This is a genomic window from Streptomyces asoensis, assembly GCF_016860545.1.
Classification (GTDB): domain Bacteria; phylum Actinomycetota; class Actinomycetes; order Streptomycetales; family Streptomycetaceae; genus Streptomyces; species Streptomyces asoensis.
Genome location: NZ_BNEB01000002.1, coordinates 1,040,915 through 1,061,442 on the forward strand (window position 1 = coordinate 1,040,915; position 20,528 = coordinate 1,061,442).

Consider the following 20,528-nt stretch of genomic DNA (forward strand, 5'->3'; position numbering starts at 1 on the left):
GCCGTCGGCGCTCCGGCCGGACGACGATCCCCGCACATCAGTAGGCCCCCTGCCCGTACAGCACCGCACGCAGCGTCTTCCACAAGATCACCGTGTCCAGGGCGAGCGACCAGTCCTCCACGTACCGCAGGTCCAGCCGGACCGCCTCCTCCCAGGACAGGTCGCTGCGTCCGCTGATCTGCCACAGGCCGGTGAGTCCGGGCTTGACCAGCAGCCGCCGCCGGATGTCCGGGCCGTAGGCGGCGGACTCCTCCGGCAGCGGGGGCCGCGGACCGACGAGCGACATCGATCCGGTGAGCACGTTGAAGAGCTGCGGCAGTTCGTCGACCGAGTACCGGCGCAGCACCGACCCCACCCGGGTCACCCGCGGGTCCCGGCGGAGCTTGAAGAGCAGGCCGGCGCCCTCGTTGCGCTCGGCCAGCTCCGCACGTGCCCGGTCGGCCCCGGCGACCATCGTGCGGAACTTCCAGATGGTGAACTCGCGGCCGTCCTTGCCGACCCTGCGCTGGCGGTAGAACGCCCCGCCCCGGCTGTCCGCCATCACGAGCAGTGCGACGAACAGCATCAGCGGGGCGAACAACACCAGCAGGAGCGCCGCGCCCATCCGGTCGACGACTCCCTTGACCGCCCGGCGGCCGCCGGTGAAGGTCGGCATGCTGACCCGCAGCAGCGGGATCCCGAGCACCGCGTCGATGTGCAGCCGCGGGCCGGCCACCTCCATCAGCACGGGGGCCACGACCATCTCGGCGTCCGTGCCCTCGAGGTTCCAGGCCAGCCGCTGCAACCGGTGCGGTGACCAGTGCGGGTCCGGGGTGACCGCGACGACACGGTAGCCGTCGCCGTGCACGTGCTTGGCGACGTCCGACAGGCGGCCGACGACCGGCACCCCGTCCAGCAGGTCACCGTCGAGCCCGGGACCGTCCGTGGTGCACACCGCGTCGATCCGCCAGCCGAGATGCGGGAACTTGCGGGTGCGGGTGATCAGGTCGTGCACGGTGGCCGGGCTCCCGGCGGCCAGCACCGGTCTCAGGCAGCGGCCTTCCTTGCGCTGTCTGTGCAGCGACAGGCGCAGCAGATAGCGCGCGGTCATGGTGACGAGCGCGATCGTGGGGATCGCGACGAAGATCCAGAGCTTGATGTTGCGCGAGGTGAGGGCGATCCCCCCGAGTGCGAGGACGACCGTCGCCGTGAACAGCGAACGACCGAGCCGACGGAACTCCTCGGCGCCCTGGCCGAGTACGGCGGGAGCCCAGGCCCGGCTCACCGCGAGCGCCCCGAGGACGAGCAGTTCGGTGCCGAAGGCGAGGATGCCCCACTTCTCGTGCCAGTTGGCCGCGTCACGGGCCCCGAAGAAGTTCCCGATCGCCGCCACCACGCAGGCGGTGGCCACGGTGTCGCTGATGATCACGGTACGGCGGTACCGCTGCTCCCATTCGATCGCGGGCCGGCTGATTGCCCCGTTCGCCAGACGCCCGCGCGCCGACGGAAACGGACTGACCAATTCCCCTTGCCGCACAGAACCCCCCAGGTCCCCAGTGGTTCGACGTGTACGCCGCACACTGTTTTTCTGCTGCCAGGAGGCCCCCGCCTCCCGCACTGTCCCTCCCCTCGGGAGGCCCCCGCCTCCCGTACAGCGCTGCTCCTCCCCGCGGAAGGCCCCCGCCTCCCGTGCCTGAGATCCCGCCCGTTTCAGAGCCGCTCGAACTGCCCACCCCTACGGCTGCGGACGTGAATGTCCAGCCGGACGCGAGGTGTGCGGAAACCCGTCGAAACCCCGGATGCTCCCCGCAGCCAAGGCCCCCCCTCGGGCTCCAGGAATTGATCACCCCCACGTCCGGCGCCGGGACGAGACCGCTGGCTTTCCGTGGCGCTGGACCTATAGATCGCTATAAGTCGCCTCGTGTCCGAACAGCTGAAGCAAGGTCAATCTAGACCATCAGAACCGGTATGAAGAGAGGATGTGAGTAATTTGTGCTTAACCTTTGGTGCTTGATCGATCGGGCGGTGACCTCCTGTGGGTCCCCTGGCCTCACCCGGCGCTCGGGCCGCTCGCCCGGCCCCGGGGTACCGCTTCCGGGTGATCGTGATCTACGTTTCCCAACGGTCTTTTGGATCAGACGAGTTGACCGAAAACGCGCCCGTGGCGGTGTGCCGCGCAAGGCCGCGGAGGCGTCCGGCCGCCGTATGACCGTGGCCTTGTGCGGTATCGGCAGAAAGCCCTTGCGGTGTCCGGCGAAAGGCCCTGAACTGCACTTCCGCACCTGTGGCGGAGAAGTGGCCGGGGTATTGCGGAAGGCTTTTCTTGATCATTGCGCCGTGAACGATCAGTGATCGTCCTGATGAGTTCCGGACTCCTATTCCGGCCGGTCGCAGGCCTGTTCCGGAGAGCGGAGGAATGGGGTCCTCTTCGACGTGTACCGAGCGGGATGGTTCACGGTCCGCCGACGGCGCCCGCCTTGCATGTGGCTGACCTGTGGAAATAGCCTCTGCGAAAGCCGGTGGGGGGTCACCGGCCCGGGAATGGCCCGGATCATGGCCGGGGCGCGATCCGGCCGAGGTCCGAGGCCCGCTCGGGCAAGGGGCCCCGGTCCGGGTCCTCCATCGATTCCGGAGCGGTTCAGTGCATGATGTCGGCCCCCTCGCGCTGGCGCTGTCAGCAGGCTGCGCGGTCCGCGCAGCCTCGTTCCACACCCGTGCCGCCCCCGCGCCGGCGTCGGGCGGACGGCGCACCGGCGGCGGCCGGCCGCGGGACGCACGCGGGCTGACGCGGGGCGCACGCGGACGTACCCGGGACGCGATACGCCGGTGTACGCGACGGACGGGGGACGCCCGGCCGTGACCCCTGCACAGGTCCACGAGCTTCCCGAGCCCTCAGGGCGACGGACTCCTCGCCGGGCCCGTACAGCGTCCGCACCGCACCGGGAAAGCCGATATGTCCCTACAGTCCTCCACCCTGCCGGTTCCCGCCTCGCCGCAACCGCCGTCCGCGGCGCGACGCCGCCGGCAACGCCGCTCGCCCGTACCGGCGAAGTACCGTGTCCCGCTCCTCGCCATCGTCGCCTTCCTCCCCCTCTACTGGGGGTGGGACGCCGTCCTCGCGACGGGCGGCGGTGACCTCGCCGCCCAGTACGCGTGGGCGGGCTTCGTGGCCAGACACCCGGACACGCCCTACGGGCTGTTCTGGTTCGGCGGCACCCACACGGTCAACTACAGCGTCATATCACCGCACTTGATGGCCCTGATCGGGGTCCGTGCCGTGTCCGTGCTGTCCGGGGTGTGCGCCACCTGGCTGCTGGCCGTACTGCTGCGCCGCACCCTCGCGCGCGTGGCGCTGTGGCCGGCGCTGGTCGGCGCGCTGGGCCTCTGGTACAACGTCGTGCTCGGCCGCACCACGTTCGCCCTCGGCCTCGCCTTCGCGCTCGCGGCCCTGGTCGTCCTCGCCGACCGCGCGCCCCGGCCCGCCCGGCTCGCCGCCGCAGCCGTCGGCGCCCTGCTCGCCACCATGGGGAGCCCGGTGGCCGGACTCTTCCTGCTGGTGGCGGGCGCCGGATACCTGCTGGACCGGCAGTACGCCAAGTGTCTCGCCCTGACCCTCCCGCCCGTCGCCGTCGTCGGCGTGACGACCCTGCTCTTCCCGTTCCAGGGTGAACAGCCGATGGCCGCCGGCCGGATGATCCTGCCCGTGCTGCTCGCCGGCGCCGTGGTGTGGGCGTCCCCCCGCGAGTGGCGGGTGGTGCGGGCCGGCGCCGCCCTGTACGCCGTCGGGGTCGTCCTGACCTGGGCGGTCCCCTCGCCGGTCGGCAACAACGTGGAGCGGCTCGCCCTGCTCTTCGCTCCGGCCGTACTGCTCGCGGCCGCGCTGCACCGCCGTTGCCGGCCGCTGCGCAACGGTGTGCGCCGACGCCGTATGCGCGCCATCGCGCTGGTGACCGCCCTCGCCGTCTCCTACCTCTGCGTGTCGTCGCTGACCCACCTGCGCGGCCCCGACCCCGTCCCCGGCTGGGTCACCCACACCGACGGAGTGATCGCCGCGCTCTCCCGGCTGGGCGCGGACCGCGGCCGGGTCGAGCTGCCGACGGACCTCGACCACCGCGGGGCCACCCTGCTCGGCCCGCACGTCGAATTGATGCGGGGCTGGAACCAGCAGCTGGACGTCGAACGGGGACGCCTGTTCTACGAGGGCGACCTCGACGCACCCCGCTATCACGCCTGGCTGCGTCACTGGGCGGTCGGCTACGTCGTCCTGCACGACGGCACACCCGACCGGCACGCCGAACGCGAGACCGCTCTCATCAACGAGGGCCAGGACTGGCTGCAACTCGTCTGGCAGGACCGCTACTGGAAGATCTACCGCGTCCGCGACACCCTGCCGCTGGTCTCCCCGCCGGCCGTGCTGGAACGCGCGGGGGAGGCGGAACTGACGCTGCGGATGCCCCGCGCCGGCACCACCGTCGCGCGGATCGCCTTCTCGCCCTGGCTGCGGGTCGAGGGCGCGTGCGTCACGGCCGACGGCCCGTGGACGCGGGTGACCGTACCCCGGGCGGGCGTGTACCGGCTGACCTCGGACTACACGGAGGGATCGGTCGACGCGAACGGCTGCTGGCTCCCGGACTGAGGCGCGCGGGGGTGAGCTGCGCCGGGTTGAGCTGTCGCGCGCCGGGGTGAGCTGCGCTGGGGTGGCTGTCCCCGCCGGGGACGAGCCGCGCCGGGTGGCTGTCGCGCGCCGGGACGACGTGCGCGGGGATGAGGCGGGCCGGGGTGCGTTGCCTGGGGCTGAGGCGGCTTGGGGTGAGCTGCCTGGGCCCGGGCGCCCGAGTCCGAGGCGCTCCAGACCGAGGCGCCCGAGTCCGAGGCGCTCCAGACCGAGGCGCCCGAGTCCGAGGCGCTCCAGACCGAGGCGCTCCAGACCGAGGCAGCTCGGACCGAGCTGCACTGCCCTGGTGCTGCGGGTGCTGCGGGTGCTGCGGGTGCACGGGGTCCGGGCTGCGCCCGTGAGTGCGCGCGGAGCGCGGTCCGCGCGCCGGGTGGGCGCCGGACGCGTGCCGGACGGGCGCCGGACGCGTGCCGGGCGAATGCCGGACGCGCGCTGGGCGGGCGTCCGGCATTCGGCGTCCGGGGGCGGCGGCTGAGGTGCGACCGCCGGGGTCCCGCGGCCCGGGTCCGAGGTCCGGCGGTCAGGGTCCCGCGGCCGGGGTCCGGGGCACAGGGCCCTCGCGTCGTCGTCATCCGCTCCGCGATACGGTGCGGGCCGCCTCCCTGACGGCGCCGATGGCGGGTTCGTCGCGCCGCTCGGCGAGCCAGGCCAGGGCGGCTGTGCAGGGCGACAGGTCGGTGACGTCGACGTAGCTGATGCCGGGCCGGGGGAACAGATCGCGCGCGGCGGCAGGGAGGAAACACATCGCCTCGCCGTCGGCCACGGCGTGCAGCAGGGACTCCACGTCGGTCGCGACCGGCCCGTACCGTACCGGGCTGCCGTCGGGACGCGGATCCACCGCCCAGAAGTCCCACCACACGCGCGGCACCTCCTCGGGCACGGCGACCACGGGCCGGCCGGCGAGCTGCGCCAGCGTGACACCAGGCAGCGCGGCCAGCGGATCACCGGCCGCAAGACACGCCACCCGGGGCTCGATGGCGAGATGGTGCAGCTCGATGCCGGCCGGTACGGGGGGCCGCAGGAACATCACGTCGACCTCCTGGCGCCCGAGTGCGGCGAGATGGTCGGCGAAGTTGAGCCCGACCACCCGCACCGTCGTCCGGGGACGACGTTCCAGCAGCGCGCGCAGCACGGCACGGGTGTGCGGCATCGCGGCCTCGGCCCCGACGGTTCCCACGACGAGTTCGTCCGACAGCCGGCGCGCCTGGGCGTCGGCGATCCTGCGCACCCGGGCCACGGCGTCGACGGCCGCACGCGCCTCCGGGAGCAGCGCCCGCCCGGCGTCGGTGAGGGCGACCGCACGGCTCGTGCGCTCGAACAGCCTTAAGCCCAGGCGCTGTTCCACGTCCCGGATCTGCTGGCTCAGCGCCGACTGCGTGATGAACAGGCGTGCGGCGGCGCGCCGGAAATGGAGTTCCTCGCTGAGGACGACGAACAGGCGCAATTGGTGGACGCTCGGTTCGGCCGGCCTCTCGGATCCGGTGCCGCCTATGGCAGCCGCCCGCTTCGCGCATGCATGAGGATCACCTTATCGACCGGATGGGAATCCGCACGACGGGATCCCATGACAACCGGGGGGCCTCCGTGTGAGTGTTCTGAACGCTGCCCCCGGTGGCCGGGACCGACCCTCCCGGGCCGAGGCCGGGGCGCTGCCGCACCAGCTCGCCGCAGGGAACGAGACGGGGGACCGAGCTTGAACGTCCACACCATGCCGTGGCCGGAACACTGCCGCACCATGAGATCGGTTCCCGTCCGCAAGGGCGCGCGACGCACGGCGCGGGCGGGCACGGCCTGAGGTCCGCGCCGACGTCGGCCGTGACGTGCGGGTGCGCTTCCCTGAAGGGGCGACTCCTGACGGGGCGTCCGGGCAGGAGGGCTCGGGGTACGGGTGCCCGCGCACGAGCCCCCGGACGACGGCGTCGGGCCCTGCGCCGACTGCCGGTCGGCCGCCGCCGCCCTCCCTCGGCGGCCCCGGCGACACGGGGTCCGGCGACGCCGGTCCGGCTCGGCCCGCGTCACCCTCGTGGTCGGGAACCGGTACCGCGTCCGTCGTGCTCTTAGGGGCGGAGGGGACTGAACGCCGCCCACCTGCGCGGCACTTGACCGACCGATCACCGGCCCCGCACCGAGCCGTGCATCCGCCGGGCCGCACCGCGCAGCCCGGAGCGCCCCGTCCGCACGGGGACCGCGGGCGCCGGTTCTGTCGGTTCTGCAAGAAGAGAGGAGAGGAGAGCATGAGCGGCGTACTGGTTCACCTGCCGTCGGACGGGAGGACGGAGACCACGCCCGCCCGGGGGCCGGTGAGCCTCCGGCTCGGCCCGGGGGACGTCGCCCGCTTCGGGCGCGGCTCCGCGTCCGTCCCCGTCGACCTGCGGCTGGCGGACCCTGCGGTGTCCCGGCTCGCGGGAGAGATCCGGGTGACGGAGGACCACTGGCAGTTGAGCAACCTCAGCACCTCACAGACCTACCTGGTGGAGAACCCCGAGGGGGCGGGGGAGTACTTCAGGGTCCCGCCCCGCAGGGCCGGAGCGCCCGTGCCCTTCGAGTTCGCGCGCGTCGTCCTGCCGGCCCGCGGCTCCGCCGTGACGTTCCAGGTGTTCGCCCCGGACCACGCGTACCTCGGCACGAACGGCACGGCCGTCTCGGCGGGCACCGGGACGCTCGCGGGCTTCTCCCTGGACGAGACCTCCACCTACTTCCTCGTCCTGCTCGCACTCTGCGAACCGCGGCTGCGCGACGAGTCCCCGGTGGCGGTGGCGACCACTCCGCAGATCGTCGAGCGGCTGCGCCACCGCCCGGGGTGCGAACGGCTGACCGCACGGGCCGTCAGCTCCCACATCGACTACCTGGCGGACGAAAAGCTGCGGATCACCACCCCGGCGGCGGACGCGACGGCGGCCGGAGCGGGCCGCGGCGTCAGGCGCACCGGCAAGCGGGAGGCGGTGGCCGCGCTCGCCCTGCGCTTCGGACTCGTGCGCGAGGAACACCTGGGCCTCCTGCCGCCGCGGCGAGCGGCCCTCCAGCGGACGGGGGTGACGCAGGGGTGAGCAGCGGATCCGTGGAGGTGGTCCCGCGCGGCTACCGGGTCGGCGAGTGGGAGGTCACCGACCTGATCGGCGCCGGCGGCTGGGGGACGGTGTACGCGGCCAGGCGCGCCGACGTTCCTGTCGACGACGGTCGCAAAGCCGATGCCGATGCCGATACCGAGGCTGGTGCTGGTGCTGGTGCTGGTGCTGGTGCCGACGCCGAGGCCGGTGCGGAGGCGGTCCCCGACGAGGTCGCCCTCAAGTTCCTCCCCACGGCCGGGCTCGCGCCGCGTCAGGCACGCGGCCTGGTGGAGACCGCCCGCCGCGAGACCGAACTCAGCCGGCGCACCCGCCACCCCCGGCTGATCCGGCTGTTCGACTCTCTCACGCTCGGCGAGTCGGCCGGTTCGGCCTTCGACGGAGCCGTGGTGCTCGTGATGGAGCGGGCCGAACGGAGCCTGCGTGAAAGGCTGGAAGCTTCCTCCCCCGGCCGGGCCGGAACCGAGCCGCTGTCGGTGCGTGAGGGTGCGCGGCTGCTCACCGAGGTCTGCGAAGGACTGGCGCACCTGCACGGGCTGGGGTGGGTGCACGGGGACCTCAAGCCCGACAACGTTCTCATCATGGCGGACGGATCGGCGCGCCTCGCCGACTTCGGCCTCTCGGTGGAGCTGACCGGCACCCACGCCTACATCCCGCCCCTGGGCACCCCTGACTACCTCCCACCGGAACGCTGGTCGGCGGCGCTGGGCGAACGGGGCGTGCAGGTACGGCAGAGCACCGACATCTGGGCCCTGGGCGTGATGATCCACCAGGTCTTCGCCGCGGGCGCCTCGCCGTTTCCCGGAGCCACGCCCGCGGCCCGCGGCGCCGCCGCGCAGGAGTACGCCGACGGACGCGCACCGCTGCGGATGGATCTGCGCGTGCCGGCGTTCTGGCGCGATCTGGCGGCCGACTGCCTCGGTCCCGCCCACGCCGACCGCGCCGCGCACACCGTCGAGAGCCTCCTGGAACGCATCCGGGCGCAGCGGGCACAGGAGCAGGACCACGAGCAGGACCACGAGCAGGGACAGGAAGAGGGCCAGGGGCAAGGGCAGGGTCAGGACGGGGACCGCGAGGGCGGGCGCGAGCCGGAGCACGTGCGGTCCGCGGCGCCGCCCCCGCGGTCCCGGCGCAGACGTACGGTCCTGGCGGCCGCCGCGCTGGCGGTGACGGCGGGCGGTGCGGGCGCCGTCGGATGGCTCCAGCTCGCCGACGACGACCGGTCACCGGGCGGCGGCGCGTCGGGGAGCGGCAAGCCGACGGCGAGCATCGTGTCGAACGCCCGCCTCGAGGTGTACAACGCCGAACGGTCCTGTCACCGGCCCGGCGAGCGGGACAACCTGTGCAGTCTCGGACTCGCGATCGACCCCCTGCTGCCGTACGACATCGACAACGTCGCGCTGACCAGGGTGTGGGACGGAGACGTCCTGACCGCCGACTGCCAGGTCCTCCAGGGCGTGCCGGTCGCCGACGAGGCGGGCACGCGCTCGGTGCGCTGGTACAGGGTGCGCCTGACGGCGGAGAAGGGCCGGACCGCGGCCTGGCTGCCGGCCGTGCGGACGAAGGACCGTCCCGCACTCGCGCAATGTCCGGCGCGCCCCTCTCCGGGCTGACCTCGGTCGGCCCGGAGAGGGGCGTGGCGTGGCCCCGGGTCAGCACAACCGGATGTCGCGCCCCTCGTTGTCCTTCGCCTCGTCGTTCCCCCACCTCTGGAGGTAGTAGGCGGAGATGTACGCGCGTCCCGAGCCGCCCGGTACCACCTCGTCGAGATCGGTGAGCAGCCACCAGTGGTTGAAGGAGTTCCCCACGCGCACCTCGTCGCCCGCCTTCTTGCACAGGACGTAGTTGGTGCCCTTGAGCAGCTTCCCCTGGACCGCGCAGCGCGGGGCGCTCTCACCGACGCAGTCGACCGCCGCGTAGCCGGGGGCGTCGTCGAAGGTGTCCACCCAGTACCGGTCCGGTGAGGTCCCGCCACAGGCGTTGGTGCTGGTGACACGGGGGAACGGCCCGGACGGGGAGAGCCGGTACTCGGTGCCCTGGATCACCGGGTGCACCATCTCGTCCGTCTCGCCGTCGTTGTCGCCGTTGGTGTCGTACAACTGCTCGTAGTGCAGGTGCGCCGAGGTCGTCCCGACGAGTCCGAGCCTGCCGAGCTGCGTGCCCGAGGCGACCTGCTGGCCCAGCGTCACGTCCCTGCGGTCCATGTGCAGGTACACGGAGAACCAGCCGCCCCCGTGGTTGATCTCCAGACCGCCGGGCTCGAAGAACTCCGTGACCGTTCCCGCGGCCGAGGCGACGACCGAGGCGCCGAGGGTCTGCCCGCCGACGCGGTACATGTCGAGCTTCTTGTCGTCGGGTGCGTGGCCCGCGTACGTCTGCAACTGCCAGGTCTCGCCGCAGGCGAAGGGCAGCCGGAAGTCGGGCCGGGCGCCCGCGGCCGCCTGCGCGGCGGACGCCGGGGCCGCCCCGCCGGCCGCCCACAGTCCCAGCACCGCGAGGACCGCCGCGAGGGCGAGGACGAACGGCCTGGGCAGCGGCGAGCCGTGGGCCCGTCTGCTGCGGGATGTGCGCATGGATTCCCTCCTTGCCCGCCCGGCTGGGCGCCGGACGGTCGTCTCCTACGGGGCGGTGGCTGCTCGTGGTGCGGCGGCGTCACCCATATGGCTCAGTGCGGCCCGGCGTGTTCGGCGGTGCCGGATCGCGTCAGCAGCGCCGCAGGCCGTACGCGGTGGGGTTCGCGTCGAACCAGCTGGGCGTGAGCACCCAGTCGGCCGGCACGTAGCCCTCCTGGCCGTCGCTGCTCCAGTCGGGCACCGTGCGGTACCAGGTCGTGTTGCCGCCGCCGTGCAGACCGCCCGGCGACCAGCAGGTGAAGTAGCTGAACGTCGACTGGAGCAGACCGGTGATGGGGCTCTCGTGGAACGGCTGCTGCCGGGTCGGCGCCGATCCGCGGTTCCCGCACCACAGCCGGTTGTCGTGGGCCCGGACACCGCATTCGGCCGCGGCCGCCGCTGTCTTCGCCGGGGCCGCCGCCGGCTTCGGGGCCGCGGCCGCCTGGGCCGAGGGCGCGGCGAGGACGCCGGTCAGGGCGGCGGTGGCCACCGTGACCGACGCCGCGGCTGTGCTGAAACGCTTCCCGATCATGAGTTCTCCTCGGTCGTCGTGCAGGGTGCGACAAGCTCGTCACCGGCCGCCCCCCCCCGTGGTGGCCGGCCGGTGTCCGGAACGTATCCGTGCCGGTGGGGCGGGCGGCATCCGGAACATTCCGGAGTGACACGCGTCCGGGTACCGGCTCGAGCCCCTTTGCCCGGCCGTCGCGTGGGTCGTGGGTCCGCCGTACGCGATGTCCGGTTATCGCCGTTCCGGGGTAAATGCGTGGACCGAATGCCTCCGTTAACGGGACACTTCCGACTTCCGAACCGCTGGGAGTGTGATGGGGACCACAGAGATGCACACGTCGACGCCGGGCAGGAGCGCGGTCGTCGAGGCGCTGCGCCGCTACGGCGCGGAACTGCTGCGGCTACGACGACTGACCCTGCCCGCGCTGCTGTTGCCTGCCGTCGGCAACATCGGCACCCGCTACGTCGCACCCCTGCTGATCGCCAGACTGGCGGGGCAGGCCGCCGACGACGGTGGTCTCAGCCTCGGCTCGGCGCTGCCGTACGTGCTGGGCTTCGGCGCGTCGCTGCTGCTCGCCGAGGCCGTCTGGCGGGTCGGTCAGCACTGCCTGAACCGTGTGGACGCCCTGGGCATGGAGCACCTCTACGTGAGCGGCATGGACGAACTCCTCGCCAAGGACGCGGCGTTCTTCCACGACAACTTCGCCGGTTCCCTGACCAAACGGGTGCTCAGTTTCGGCAAGCGCTTCGAGGACTTCGCCGACACCCTGACGTACCGGATCGTGGGCAGTCTCGTCCCGCTGCTGTTCGGCGCCGTGGTGCTGTGGAGCTACGAACCGATGCTCGTCGTCGGTCTTCTGGTGATGATCGCGCTGACCGTGGTGGCCGCGACACCGCTCATCCGCCGACGTCAGCGGCTCGTCAACGACCGTGAGGCGGCGCTCGCCAGGGTCTCCGGCCATGTCGCCGACAGCCTCGCGAACATGGAGACCATCCGGGCGTTCGCGGCCGAGCGGCGGGAGGCCGACGAACACCGCAGCCGTGTCGCGGACTCCCGACGCCTGACGCTGAGGTCGTGGGACTACGGCAATCTGCGCGTCGACGTCCTGATCGCGCCCCTGTCCGTCCTGACCAACGTACTGGGTCTGCTGATCGCCCTCGCTTTCGGCGGGCCGGACCAGGGGGTGGAGGAGATCGTCGTCGCCTTCACCTACTACTCCAACGCGACCCAGATCATGTTCGAGTTCAACCAGATCTACCGGCGTCTGGAAAGCTCGATGACCGAGGCCGCGCAGTTCACGGAACTGCTGCTGGACCCGCCCACCGTGCTCGACCCGGCGCAGCCCGAAGCGCTCGCGCCGCGGGACACGGGCATCCGCTTCGAGGCGGTGACCTTCGCCCACGGCGGCGCGAAGCCGATCTTCCGGGGGCTCGACCTCGACGTGCCCGCTGGCGCCCGCATCGGTCTGGTCGGCAGGTCCGGCGGCGGCAAGACCACGCTCACCCGGCTCCTGCTGCGGATGTCGGACATCGACGAGGGACGCATCCTGATCGGCGGTCAGGACATCAGCCGGCTGCGCCAGACCGACCTGCGCTCACTGATCGCCTACGTCCCGCAGGAACCCGCCATGTTCCACCGCAGTCTGCGGGACAACATCGCCTTCGCCCGGCCCGGCGCCACCGACGCGGACATCCACGCCGCCGCCGCGGCCGCGCACGTCACGGAGTTCGCCGACCAGCTCCCCGACGGTTTCCGGACACTCGTCGGGGAGCGGGGGGTGAAACTCTCCGGCGGCCAGCGCCAGCGGGTCGCCCTCGCCAGGGCCATCCTGCGCGACGCGCCGATCCTGCTGCTCGACGAGGCGACCAGCGCGCTGGACTCGGAGAGCGAGCTCCTCGTCCAGGACGCCCTGTGGCGGCTGATGGACGGACGTACGGCGCTCGTGGTCGCCCACCGTCTGAGCACCGTCGCCGGCATGGACCGGCTCGTCGTCCTCGACCGCGGAAGCGTCGTCGAGCAGGGCTCCCACGAGCAACTGCTCAAGGCCGACGGCGCCTACGCCAAGCTGTGGCAGCACCAGTCGGGCGGCTTCCTCGGCGAGAACGACGACCCGGCTCCCGACGCCCCGCCCCCGGGAACCGGCCACGACGACCTGCCCGCCCCGGCCGACGGCCGCGGTCTGCCCTCGCCCGCCCCCACCGGCACCCGCTCCGCATGAGCGGGACGTCCGGCGGCCGCCCGGGTTCGTCGTCTGCTGCTGGTACTCGCCCGACGTCGCGTCCGGCTGCGACGGAGGGGGGAATCGCCACGGGACGGCCCTCGGACCGGTGAGCGTTGCCCGACCCTGTGCCGCGTCGCCGTACGAGCGCCGGCGTGTCGCGTGACCCGGGCGGGCTCGGCCTTCCGCCGAGTCCGCCCCGCCGGCTCCGCACCGGAGCCGGACCCGTGTCACGCCGTCAGCGCTGCAATGTCAGCAGACCCGGCCGGTAGGGCAGGAGGCCGTAGTCGACGCCGTCGGAGCCGGGGCTGCGTCCCTGGTAGAGGAACTGAAGGTTGCAGGGATCGACGGTCATGGTCTGATCGGGGCCGGTGCGGATCAGTTCGCCGTGGCTGATGTCGTTGGTCCAGGTGGCGCCGCTGTTGGCCTTGCCGGCGAAGGGACTGCTCTCGGTCGCGGCCTGGGGTGTCCATGAGCCGTCCAGACTGGTCGCCGTGAACGAGCGGAAGTAGCGGCCCTGCGAGCCGATCGCCTCGACGATCATGAGGTAGCGGTTCTGGCCCTGCAACTTGTAGACCTGCGGGGCCTCGAACAGGTTGTTCCGCGTATCGCTCAGGACCACTGCCGAGGACGTGCCGAAGCTGCCCGGGAAGTTTCCGATCGGCATGACGGCCCGGTAGATCTTGCCGTTGTCACCGGCGAAGAACAGGTACATGTTGGTCCCGTCACCGATGAGCGTCTGGTCGATGGGTCCTGTTCCGGAGTCGGAGATGCTCCCGGAGAAGAGCGCCTGCTCCGACGACCAGCCGTTCGGGTTGGTGGGGTCGCTCGACGTCCGGTAGGAGAAGGCGGTCCTGCCCCACTGGTAGGTGAGCACCCAGATGTTCTTCGGCGCGAAGTAGAAGAGCGTGGGCGCGACGGTGGAGGCTGCCGACATCGTGTTCTGGCCGGCCGACGCCATCTCGGACCAGTTGGTGAACAGGCCGAAGTTCATCGACCCCCACTTCGTCCCGGTGTCGTGCGTTGTCGCGTAGACGAGTTGCCTGCCGTTGTAGGGGACGACGGTGAAGTCCTTGAGCGAGACCCATCCCGGCTTCGGCTGCGCCAAGGCGCCCGTCGACGTCCAGCGGTACGCCGACGGGAGAGCGCACGGGCCGGGGTTGTCGCCGCCGGCCTTGACCAGCTGCCACTGCTGGTTGGCGCCGCCCCAGTCGTCGTACTGGACGATGTTCGCGTTGTCGGTGGTGGAGGCGCCTTGCACCTCGAGCGCCTTGTTGCTGTGGCGCGAGATGAGCCTCACGTAGCCGTCGGAGCTGTCGGCCAGCCGCCACTGCTGGTTGGTGGCGTTCTGGTCGGCCCACTGGACGATCGGGCCGCCGTTCGCGGTGGACCAGTTGTAGACGTCCAGCACCTTGCCGGAGTGGCGGGACTTGATGCGGTAGTAGCCGCCTCCGGAGTCGAGGAACTGCCACTGCTGCTGGTTCTGATCGTTCCTGGTCCACTGGGTGATGCGGGCGCCGTCGTCGGTCGCCAGGTTGTAGACGTCCAGGGCCTTGCCGCTGTTGCGGTTGACCAGCACGTACGAGGCGCCCGGGTCCACGGTGGCCGCTCCGGCCGGCTGGGCGCCGAGGAAGGTGGCCACGAGCAGCAAGGGCGCGAGGGCGGCGAGCAGGCTTCTTGGACGGAGCGGGGACGGGCGGCGAAACCACATCACGGGGCCTCCTTCGGGGGTGGGGGTGAGGTGACCCGATGCACCGCGGAGTGGACGTGCCGAGAGACAGGGGCATTTCTCGAATGTTTCGAATAGCTCTCCGGATGCTTCGACGCCACAAGCTAGGAACGCGGGGCTCTCCGGTCAAGGTGTGTCGCCGATCTGTCCACAAAACAACGCAGCCTCTCTGGGCCTGACAGGTCGTCGCGCCAGCCGGATCCGCGCTGGGAACTGCGGATACGGCTCGTCGGTCCGCGGTGGCAGCCGTCGACGGAGGTGCCGAAAATTCGCCTTCCGGCTCGGCGGAAGTTCGAAATATTTCGGTCGCCAAGCCGAAACATATTCTGCGGGAAGTATTGACGATCCATCGTCAACAGCTCAATCATCCGTGTCTGGGAAACGGGCCATGGTTCGAGTTTTCGAACAACGTCGGCCCTGCGCAAGGGAACACCGCCGCCGTACGTCACCCGACGGCCGCCCGGGTTCCGGCCCGCCCTGTCCGTCTGCCGAGTGGGGACGGACGACGCATTTCCCCTTGATCTCTACCTTGGAGGCACAGTCATGGGCACGTACGCCCCTCCCGAATCCGTTGTCCGCCGGAAGATCCGCGGCCTGTTGTGGGTGCTGGTCGCCGGCGTCCTCGGTGCGGCCGCCGTACTGGTCGCGCCGCCGACCGCACAAGCCGCCGAGACCACGCTCGGCGCCGCGGCGGCGCAGAGCGGCCGCTACTTCGGCACCGCCATCGCCTCGGGGCGGCTGGGCGACTCGGCGTACACGACGATCGCGGGCCGTGAGTTCAACTCGGTGACGGCCGAGAACGAGATGAAGATCGACGCCACCGAACCGCAGCGGGGCCAGTTCAACTTCGCCGCCGGTGACCGCGTCTACAACTGGGCGGTGCAGAACGGCAAGCAGGTGCGCGGTCATACTCTGGCCTGGCACTCCCAGCAGCCCGGCTGGATGCAGAGCCTCAGCGGAAGCACGCTGCGCCAGGCGATGGTCGACCACATCAATGGCGTGATGGCTCACTACAAGGGCAGGATCGCCCAGTGGGACGTCGTGAACGAGGCCTTCGCCGACGGCAATTCGGGGGGCCGGCGCGACTCCAACCTGCAACGCACAGGCAACGACTGGATCGAGGTCGCCTTCCGCACCGCGCGCGCCGCCGACCCGGCCGCCAAGCTCTGTTACAACGACTACAACATCGAGAACTGGACCTGGGCCAAGACCCAGGGCGTGTACGCCATGGTCCGGGACTTCAAGCAGCGCGGCGTGCCGATCGACTGCGTCGGTTTCCAGTCGCACTTCAACAACGACAGCCCGTACAACAGCAACTTCCGCACCACCCTTCAGAGTTTCGCCGCCCTCGGCGTCGACGTGGCCATCACCGAACTCGACATCCAGGGCGCCGCGGCCACGACGTACGCCAACGTGACCAACGACTGCCTGGCCGTCCCGCGCTGCCTCGGCATCACCGTCTGGGGTGTGCGCGACACCGACTCCTGGCGAGCGGAGCAGACGCCGCTGTTGTTCAACGGCAACGGCAGCAAGAAGCCCGCCTACACCGCCGTCCTCAACGCGCTCAACGGCGGCACCTCCACACCTCCTGCGGATTCCGGACAGATCAAGGGCGTCGGTTCGGGCCGCTGCCTGGACGTGCCCGGCGCCGGCACCACCGACGGCACCCAGCTCAACCTGTGGGACTGCGGCAGCGGCACCAACCAGCAGTGGACGTACACCACCGCCGGTGAGCTCAGGGTCTACGGCAACAAGTGCCTGGACGCCGCCGGCACCGGCAACGGCACCAAGGTCCAGATCTACAGCTGCTGGGGCGGCGACAACCAGAAGTGGCGCCTCAACTCCGACGGATCCATCGTCGGCGTCCAGTCCGGTCTCTGCCTCGACGCCGTCGGAGCCGGCACCGCCAACGGCACCCTGATCCAGCTCTACTCCTGCTCGAACGGCAGCAACCAGCGCTGGACCCGCACCTGAGCGGACCCCCGCCACGGACGAAAGCCGCCTGGTGGCGCCGACCCTCGCGATCGGCATGCTCGCCGCAGCGCAGCCGGCGCCCGCCGAGGCGCCGACGGCGGATGCGGCAGCAGGGCCTCCTGGTAGACCTCGGCGCCGTCCCTGGCCCGGCCGTGGACCGGATCGTGCGGATCCGGTTCCTCGGAGCGGGCCACTGCTCGGTGGGACGGATGCCGAGGTCGCCGTGCCGGGGCCGATGTCGCCACCGTCGCCGGTCAGCCGACCGCGGCCTCGGCGGGAGCCGTCAGGAAGGCCGGTACCCGGGTGCCGAGGCCCAGTGACGCGGCCCGGCGGCGGACGAGGTCGGCGAGGGCGAGGTCCAGGGTGCCCAGGCCGAACGGGGAGAACACGGTGACGCGGTCCTCGGCGCGTCGGAAGGGCTTTCCCGCGTTCAGTACGGCACCGATCGAGGTGGTGATGAAGTCCCGGTTGCCGCAGAGCTGTTCGGCCAGGTGCAGGGAGGTCGACTCGCGGCACACGTGGTCCGCGTCGTCGACCACGTTGACGGCGGTCAGGATGCTTCCCGGTGTCAGGTCGCGCAGGGACACGTGCAGGAGGAGGGTGCCGGGCCGGCAGGCGTCGGTGGTCAGGTGCGGGGCGGCGGCGGTGGTCGCCGAACAGACCAGCCGGTGGGCGGCGAGCGCCTCCTCCGCGCTGACGGCGACCTCGGTCCTCAGGTCCGGCCAGCGGGCCCGGCAACGGGCGGCGAAGGACTCCGCCCGGGTGCTGTCGAGGTCGAACACGGTGACCGCGGCGAGGCCGGGCAGCAGAGCCCGGAGGTAGGCGAGGATCTCGAAGCCGATCACGCCGCAGCCGATCAGGGAGACACCGGTCTCCGGGACGGACGAGCCCAGCGTCGCCGCCGCGAGGGCGGCGCTCGCCGCGGTGCGCCGCGCCGAGATCACCGAGCCCTCCAGCAGGGCCTCCGGCTGCCCGGTGGTCATGGAGTTGAGGATCACCGCGGCGGAGGCGCGTTCCAGGCCCCGCGCGGTGTTGCCGGGGAAGGAGGCGATCCACTTGATGCCCGCCACCGGCTCCTCCTCGCCGAGGTAGGCGGGCAGTCCGATGATCCGGTTGCGCGGGTCGTCCGGAAAACGGAGGAAGACCGAGTGCGGCAGGGCCGTACGGCCCCGCTCGTGCAGCAGGTACGCGCGGCGCACTGCTGCGACGACCTCGGCCTCGGCGTCGTCGAGGACCTGGTGGACCTCTCCCGCTCCAAGGATCAGCATGATGCCCCCTTCATGGCCAACTTCGTCTCCTTCCACAGGTGGGACACGTCGCCGAAGTGGCGGGCGACCCATGCGTCGTCGTAGATCGTGTCGAGGTAGCGCTCCCCGCGGTCGGGCAGGACGACCGCGCAGCGCGCGCCCGCCGGGATGCGGTCGGCCATCAGGCCGACCGCCGCCACCAGGGCCCCGGAGGAGCCGCCCGCGAGGATGCCCTCCCGGGCGGCGAGCCGCCGGCAGCCGACCACGCAGTCGAGGTCCGTCACATGGACGACCTCGTCGGCGAGACCGTCGCGGTAGAGCGCCGGCCGTACGGCCGCGCCGTGGCCCGGTATCAGCCGGGGTGCCGGAACGCCGCCGAAGATGGCGCTCCCTCTGGCGTCCACCGCGACCACGGTCACCGGAAGCTGCCGGTCGCGCACGTACTCCGCGCAGCCGCGCAGGGTGCCGCAGGAACCCGTCGCGCAGAACAGGTAGTCGATCCCGCCCGGCACCGCCTCCAGGATCTCGCGCATCGTCCGCCGGTGCGCCTGGGGGTTGAGCGGGTTGGCGTACTGGTTGGGCCAGTAGGCGCCGGGGATATGAGCGACCAAAGCGTTGATGCGGCGGATCCGGACGGGCAGGTACTCGCCCGTCGCCGGGTCGCACTCGCTCACCACTTCCACCTCCGCACCGAGGGCCCGCATGACGGCGATGTTCTGCCGGTTGGTGCGGGGGTCCACCACGCAGATGAACCGGAGCCCGTAGTAGGCGCAGATCTGGGCCAGTCCGATGCCCAGGTTGCCGGAGCTCGATTCGACGACCACCGAGCGGCCGGGCACCAGGGTGCCGCCCCGGATCAGCCCGCGCAGCATCTCCAGGGCCGAGCGGTCCTTCATGCTGCCGCCGGGGTTGAAGGCCTCCAGCTTGGCGTAGGTGGTGAAGTGCCGCCCCGGAGCGAGCTTGGCGAGTTCGACCAGCGGCGTGCCGCCGATCGTGCCGAGAACGCCGGCCGGCCCGTCGTCAGGTTCCGGCATGGTGGCCTCGCCCCGTCGGATCGGGGCGGGGCCCGAGCATCGTGCGGAACACGCTAGTTCCTCCTGTCAGCACTGGATCGAGGGGTGGTGCGGCGGCCGCCGCCCGGCCGGGTTCGGTGCGGGCGTGAGCCGGGGCCGGGCCGGGGCCCGGAGGGTCACCGCGCCGGCGCGTCGGGCGTGACGCGTACGGAGCGGGCGAGGGAGGCGGCGCCGGCGATCAGCAGCATCCAGCCCGCCAGGGCCAGCGCGGCGGTCCGCGCGCCGGCCGAGTCGAGCAGCAGACCGCCGAGCAGCGAGCCGATCGGCAGCGCCCCGTTGGACAGCGTGGTCATCGCCGCGAGCACCCGGCCGCGCAGCCGGTCCGGGGTGATGACCAGTTGGTAGCTGCCGAGTGCCACGTTCCACAGCGGTCCGACGAACCACATCGCGGCGTAGGCGGCGGCGAGCGTGAACGGGTCGCGGCTGAAGGCGATCACGGCCATCAGCACCGCCCACGCCCAGTTCGCGCCGATCACCAGGGCGCCCAGGGTGACCCGGCGGGCGAACCACGGCGCCGCCAGCGAGCCGAGGACACCCCCGCCCCCCGCGACACCGACCATCAGGCCTATCCCCGCCGAGGACGCGCCGACGTCGGTGGCCAGCACGATGGTGACCAGAAACAGCGCCCGGAACATCAGGTTGCTCCCCGCCACCAGCAGGGTGGTGGTGCGCAGGAAGGGCTGTCGCCACAGCCACCCCAGGCCCTCGCGGACCTGATCGCCCATGCTGCCGGCGCGGGCCGACCGCTCGGCCTCGAACTCCTTGCGGATGAACAGCAGTCCGGTCAGCGAGACCAGATAGCTCAGCGCGTCGGCCAGGAACGGGACGGCCCGGCCGAGGCCGAACAGCACACCGCCGAGCGGCGTCCCGAGCATCACGGCGGCCCGCCCCCGCGCCTCATTGCGCGACAGGGCCAGCGAGAGCTGGCTCTTGGGTACCACGTTCGGGACGGCCGCGTGCGCGGCGAGCCCGTGGAACACCGTCAGCGCGCCTTCGACGAAGCCCACGGCCAGCACCAGCGGCAGGCTCAGGACGTCGAGGGCGGCGGCGACCGCGATGGCCGCCGCGCCGAGCGCGCGCAGCGCGTCGCACCAGATCATCAGCCGCCGGCGCGGCCAGCGGTCCACCAGGGCGCCGGCCGGCAACGGGAGGAGCAGCGCGGGCAGCAGCGTCACGAATCCGGCCAGGCCGGCGGCGAACGGCGAGCCGGTGATGGCCAGGACCAGCAGCGGGTAGGCGATCGTGGTGGCCGTCGACCCGAGCAGGGAGACCGCCGAGCCGCCCCACAGCAGCAGGAAGTCGCGGTTGCGGTGCAGTGGCACCACCGGGCCGGCGGTGGCCGTGTCCGGTGGGTCCGGTGGCCGTGGTTCCGCCGGCACCCTGGTGTCGGGGCTTGTCATCTGTCGCACTCCAAGTCCGGCCCGGGCCGGACGCCAGGGCCTGTCCGG

The 20,528-nt window shown here is 71.9% G+C and carries 13 protein-coding genes; 5 read left to right on the forward strand and 8 right to left on the reverse strand.

Features of this window, described 5'->3' with window-relative positions; translation table 11 throughout:
• Window positions 1–37: 37 nt before the first annotated feature.
• Complete coding sequence (locus Saso_RS07760) at window positions 38–1,516, reverse strand: sugar transferase (RefSeq protein ID WP_189928359.1); 1,479 nt, start codon at window positions 1,514–1,516, stop codon at window positions 38–40.
• 1,416 nt (window positions 1,517–2,932) lie between these two features.
• Between Saso_RS07760 and Saso_RS07765 the strand changes: the two genes are divergently transcribed.
• Window positions 2,933–4,615, forward strand: coding sequence for a hypothetical protein (locus Saso_RS07765; RefSeq protein WP_229901604.1), 1,683 nt, complete (start codon window positions 2,933–2,935; stop codon window positions 4,613–4,615).
• Between the two features lie 607 nt (window positions 4,616–5,222).
• Here the strand turns inward: Saso_RS07765 and Saso_RS07770 are convergent.
• Complete coding sequence (locus Saso_RS07770; protein ID WP_307822223.1) at window positions 5,223–6,092, reverse strand: LysR family transcriptional regulator; 870 nt, start codon at window positions 6,090–6,092, stop codon at window positions 5,223–5,225.
• A gap of 796 nt (window positions 6,093–6,888) precedes the next feature.
• Between Saso_RS07770 and Saso_RS07775 the strand changes: the two genes are divergently transcribed.
• On the forward strand, window positions 6,889–7,701 hold the full coding sequence (locus Saso_RS07775; protein ID WP_189928357.1) for an FHA domain-containing protein: 813 nt from the start codon (window positions 6,889–6,891) through the stop codon (window positions 7,699–7,701).
• Window positions 7,698–9,332, forward strand: coding sequence for a serine/threonine-protein kinase (locus tag Saso_RS07780; RefSeq protein ID WP_189928356.1), 1,635 nt, complete (start codon window positions 7,698–7,700; stop codon window positions 9,330–9,332). Before Saso_RS07775 ends, Saso_RS07780 begins: the two co-directional genes overlap by 4 nt.
• A 39-nt stretch (window positions 9,333–9,371) precedes the next feature.
• Here Saso_RS07780 and Saso_RS07785 read toward each other — a convergent pair whose 3' ends face one another.
• Complete coding sequence (locus Saso_RS07785) at window positions 9,372–10,292, reverse strand: M23 family metallopeptidase (protein ID WP_189928354.1); 921 nt, start codon at window positions 10,290–10,292, stop codon at window positions 9,372–9,374.
• A 130-nt stretch (window positions 10,293–10,422) separates the two neighbouring features.
• Entirely contained in the window at window positions 10,423–10,863 is a 441-nt protein-coding gene (locus Saso_RS07790; RefSeq protein ID WP_189928353.1) for a hypothetical protein, read from the reverse strand.
• Between the two features lie 289 nt (window positions 10,864–11,152).
• On the opposite strand from Saso_RS07790, the gene Saso_RS07795 reads away from it, so the two are divergent.
• Window positions 11,153–13,057: an ABC transporter ATP-binding protein gene (locus tag Saso_RS07795; protein ID WP_189928351.1), complete on the forward strand. Its 1,905-nt coding sequence runs from the start codon at window positions 11,153–11,155 to the stop codon at window positions 13,055–13,057.
• Window positions 13,058–13,295: 238 nt separating this feature from the next.
• Here the strand turns inward: Saso_RS07795 and Saso_RS07800 are convergent, their stop codons facing one another.
• Complete coding sequence (locus Saso_RS07800) at window positions 13,296–14,768, reverse strand: non-reducing end alpha-L-arabinofuranosidase family hydrolase (RefSeq protein WP_189928350.1); 1,473 nt, start codon at window positions 14,766–14,768, stop codon at window positions 13,296–13,298.
• A gap of 561 nt (window positions 14,769–15,329) precedes the next feature.
• Between Saso_RS07800 and Saso_RS07805 the strand changes: the two genes are divergently transcribed.
• Window positions 15,330–16,760, forward strand: coding sequence for an endo-1,4-beta-xylanase (locus tag Saso_RS07805; RefSeq protein WP_189928348.1), 1,431 nt, complete (start codon window positions 15,330–15,332; stop codon window positions 16,758–16,760).
• 254 nt (window positions 16,761–17,014) lie between these two features.
• On the opposite strand, the gene sbnB is transcribed toward Saso_RS07805, so the two are convergent.
• The 3 genes from sbnB to Saso_RS07820 all read right to left on the reverse strand — a co-directional run bounded on the left by sbnB (window position 17,015) and on the right by Saso_RS07820 (window position 20,480).
• Complete coding sequence (gene sbnB / locus Saso_RS07810) at window positions 17,015–18,028, reverse strand: 2,3-diaminopropionate biosynthesis protein SbnB (protein ID WP_189928347.1); 1,014 nt, start codon at window positions 18,026–18,028, stop codon at window positions 17,015–17,017.
• Complete coding sequence (sbnA, locus tag Saso_RS07815; RefSeq protein ID WP_189928345.1) at window positions 18,022–19,041, reverse strand: 2,3-diaminopropionate biosynthesis protein SbnA; 1,020 nt, start codon at window positions 19,039–19,041, stop codon at window positions 18,022–18,024. The genes sbnB and sbnA overlap by 7 nt, the downstream gene beginning before the upstream one ends.
• Before the next feature lie 155 nt (window positions 19,042–19,196).
• Entirely contained in the window at window positions 19,197–20,480 is a 1,284-nt protein-coding gene (locus Saso_RS07820; protein WP_189928343.1) for an MFS transporter, read from the reverse strand.
• Window positions 20,481–20,528 lie beyond the last annotated feature (48 nt).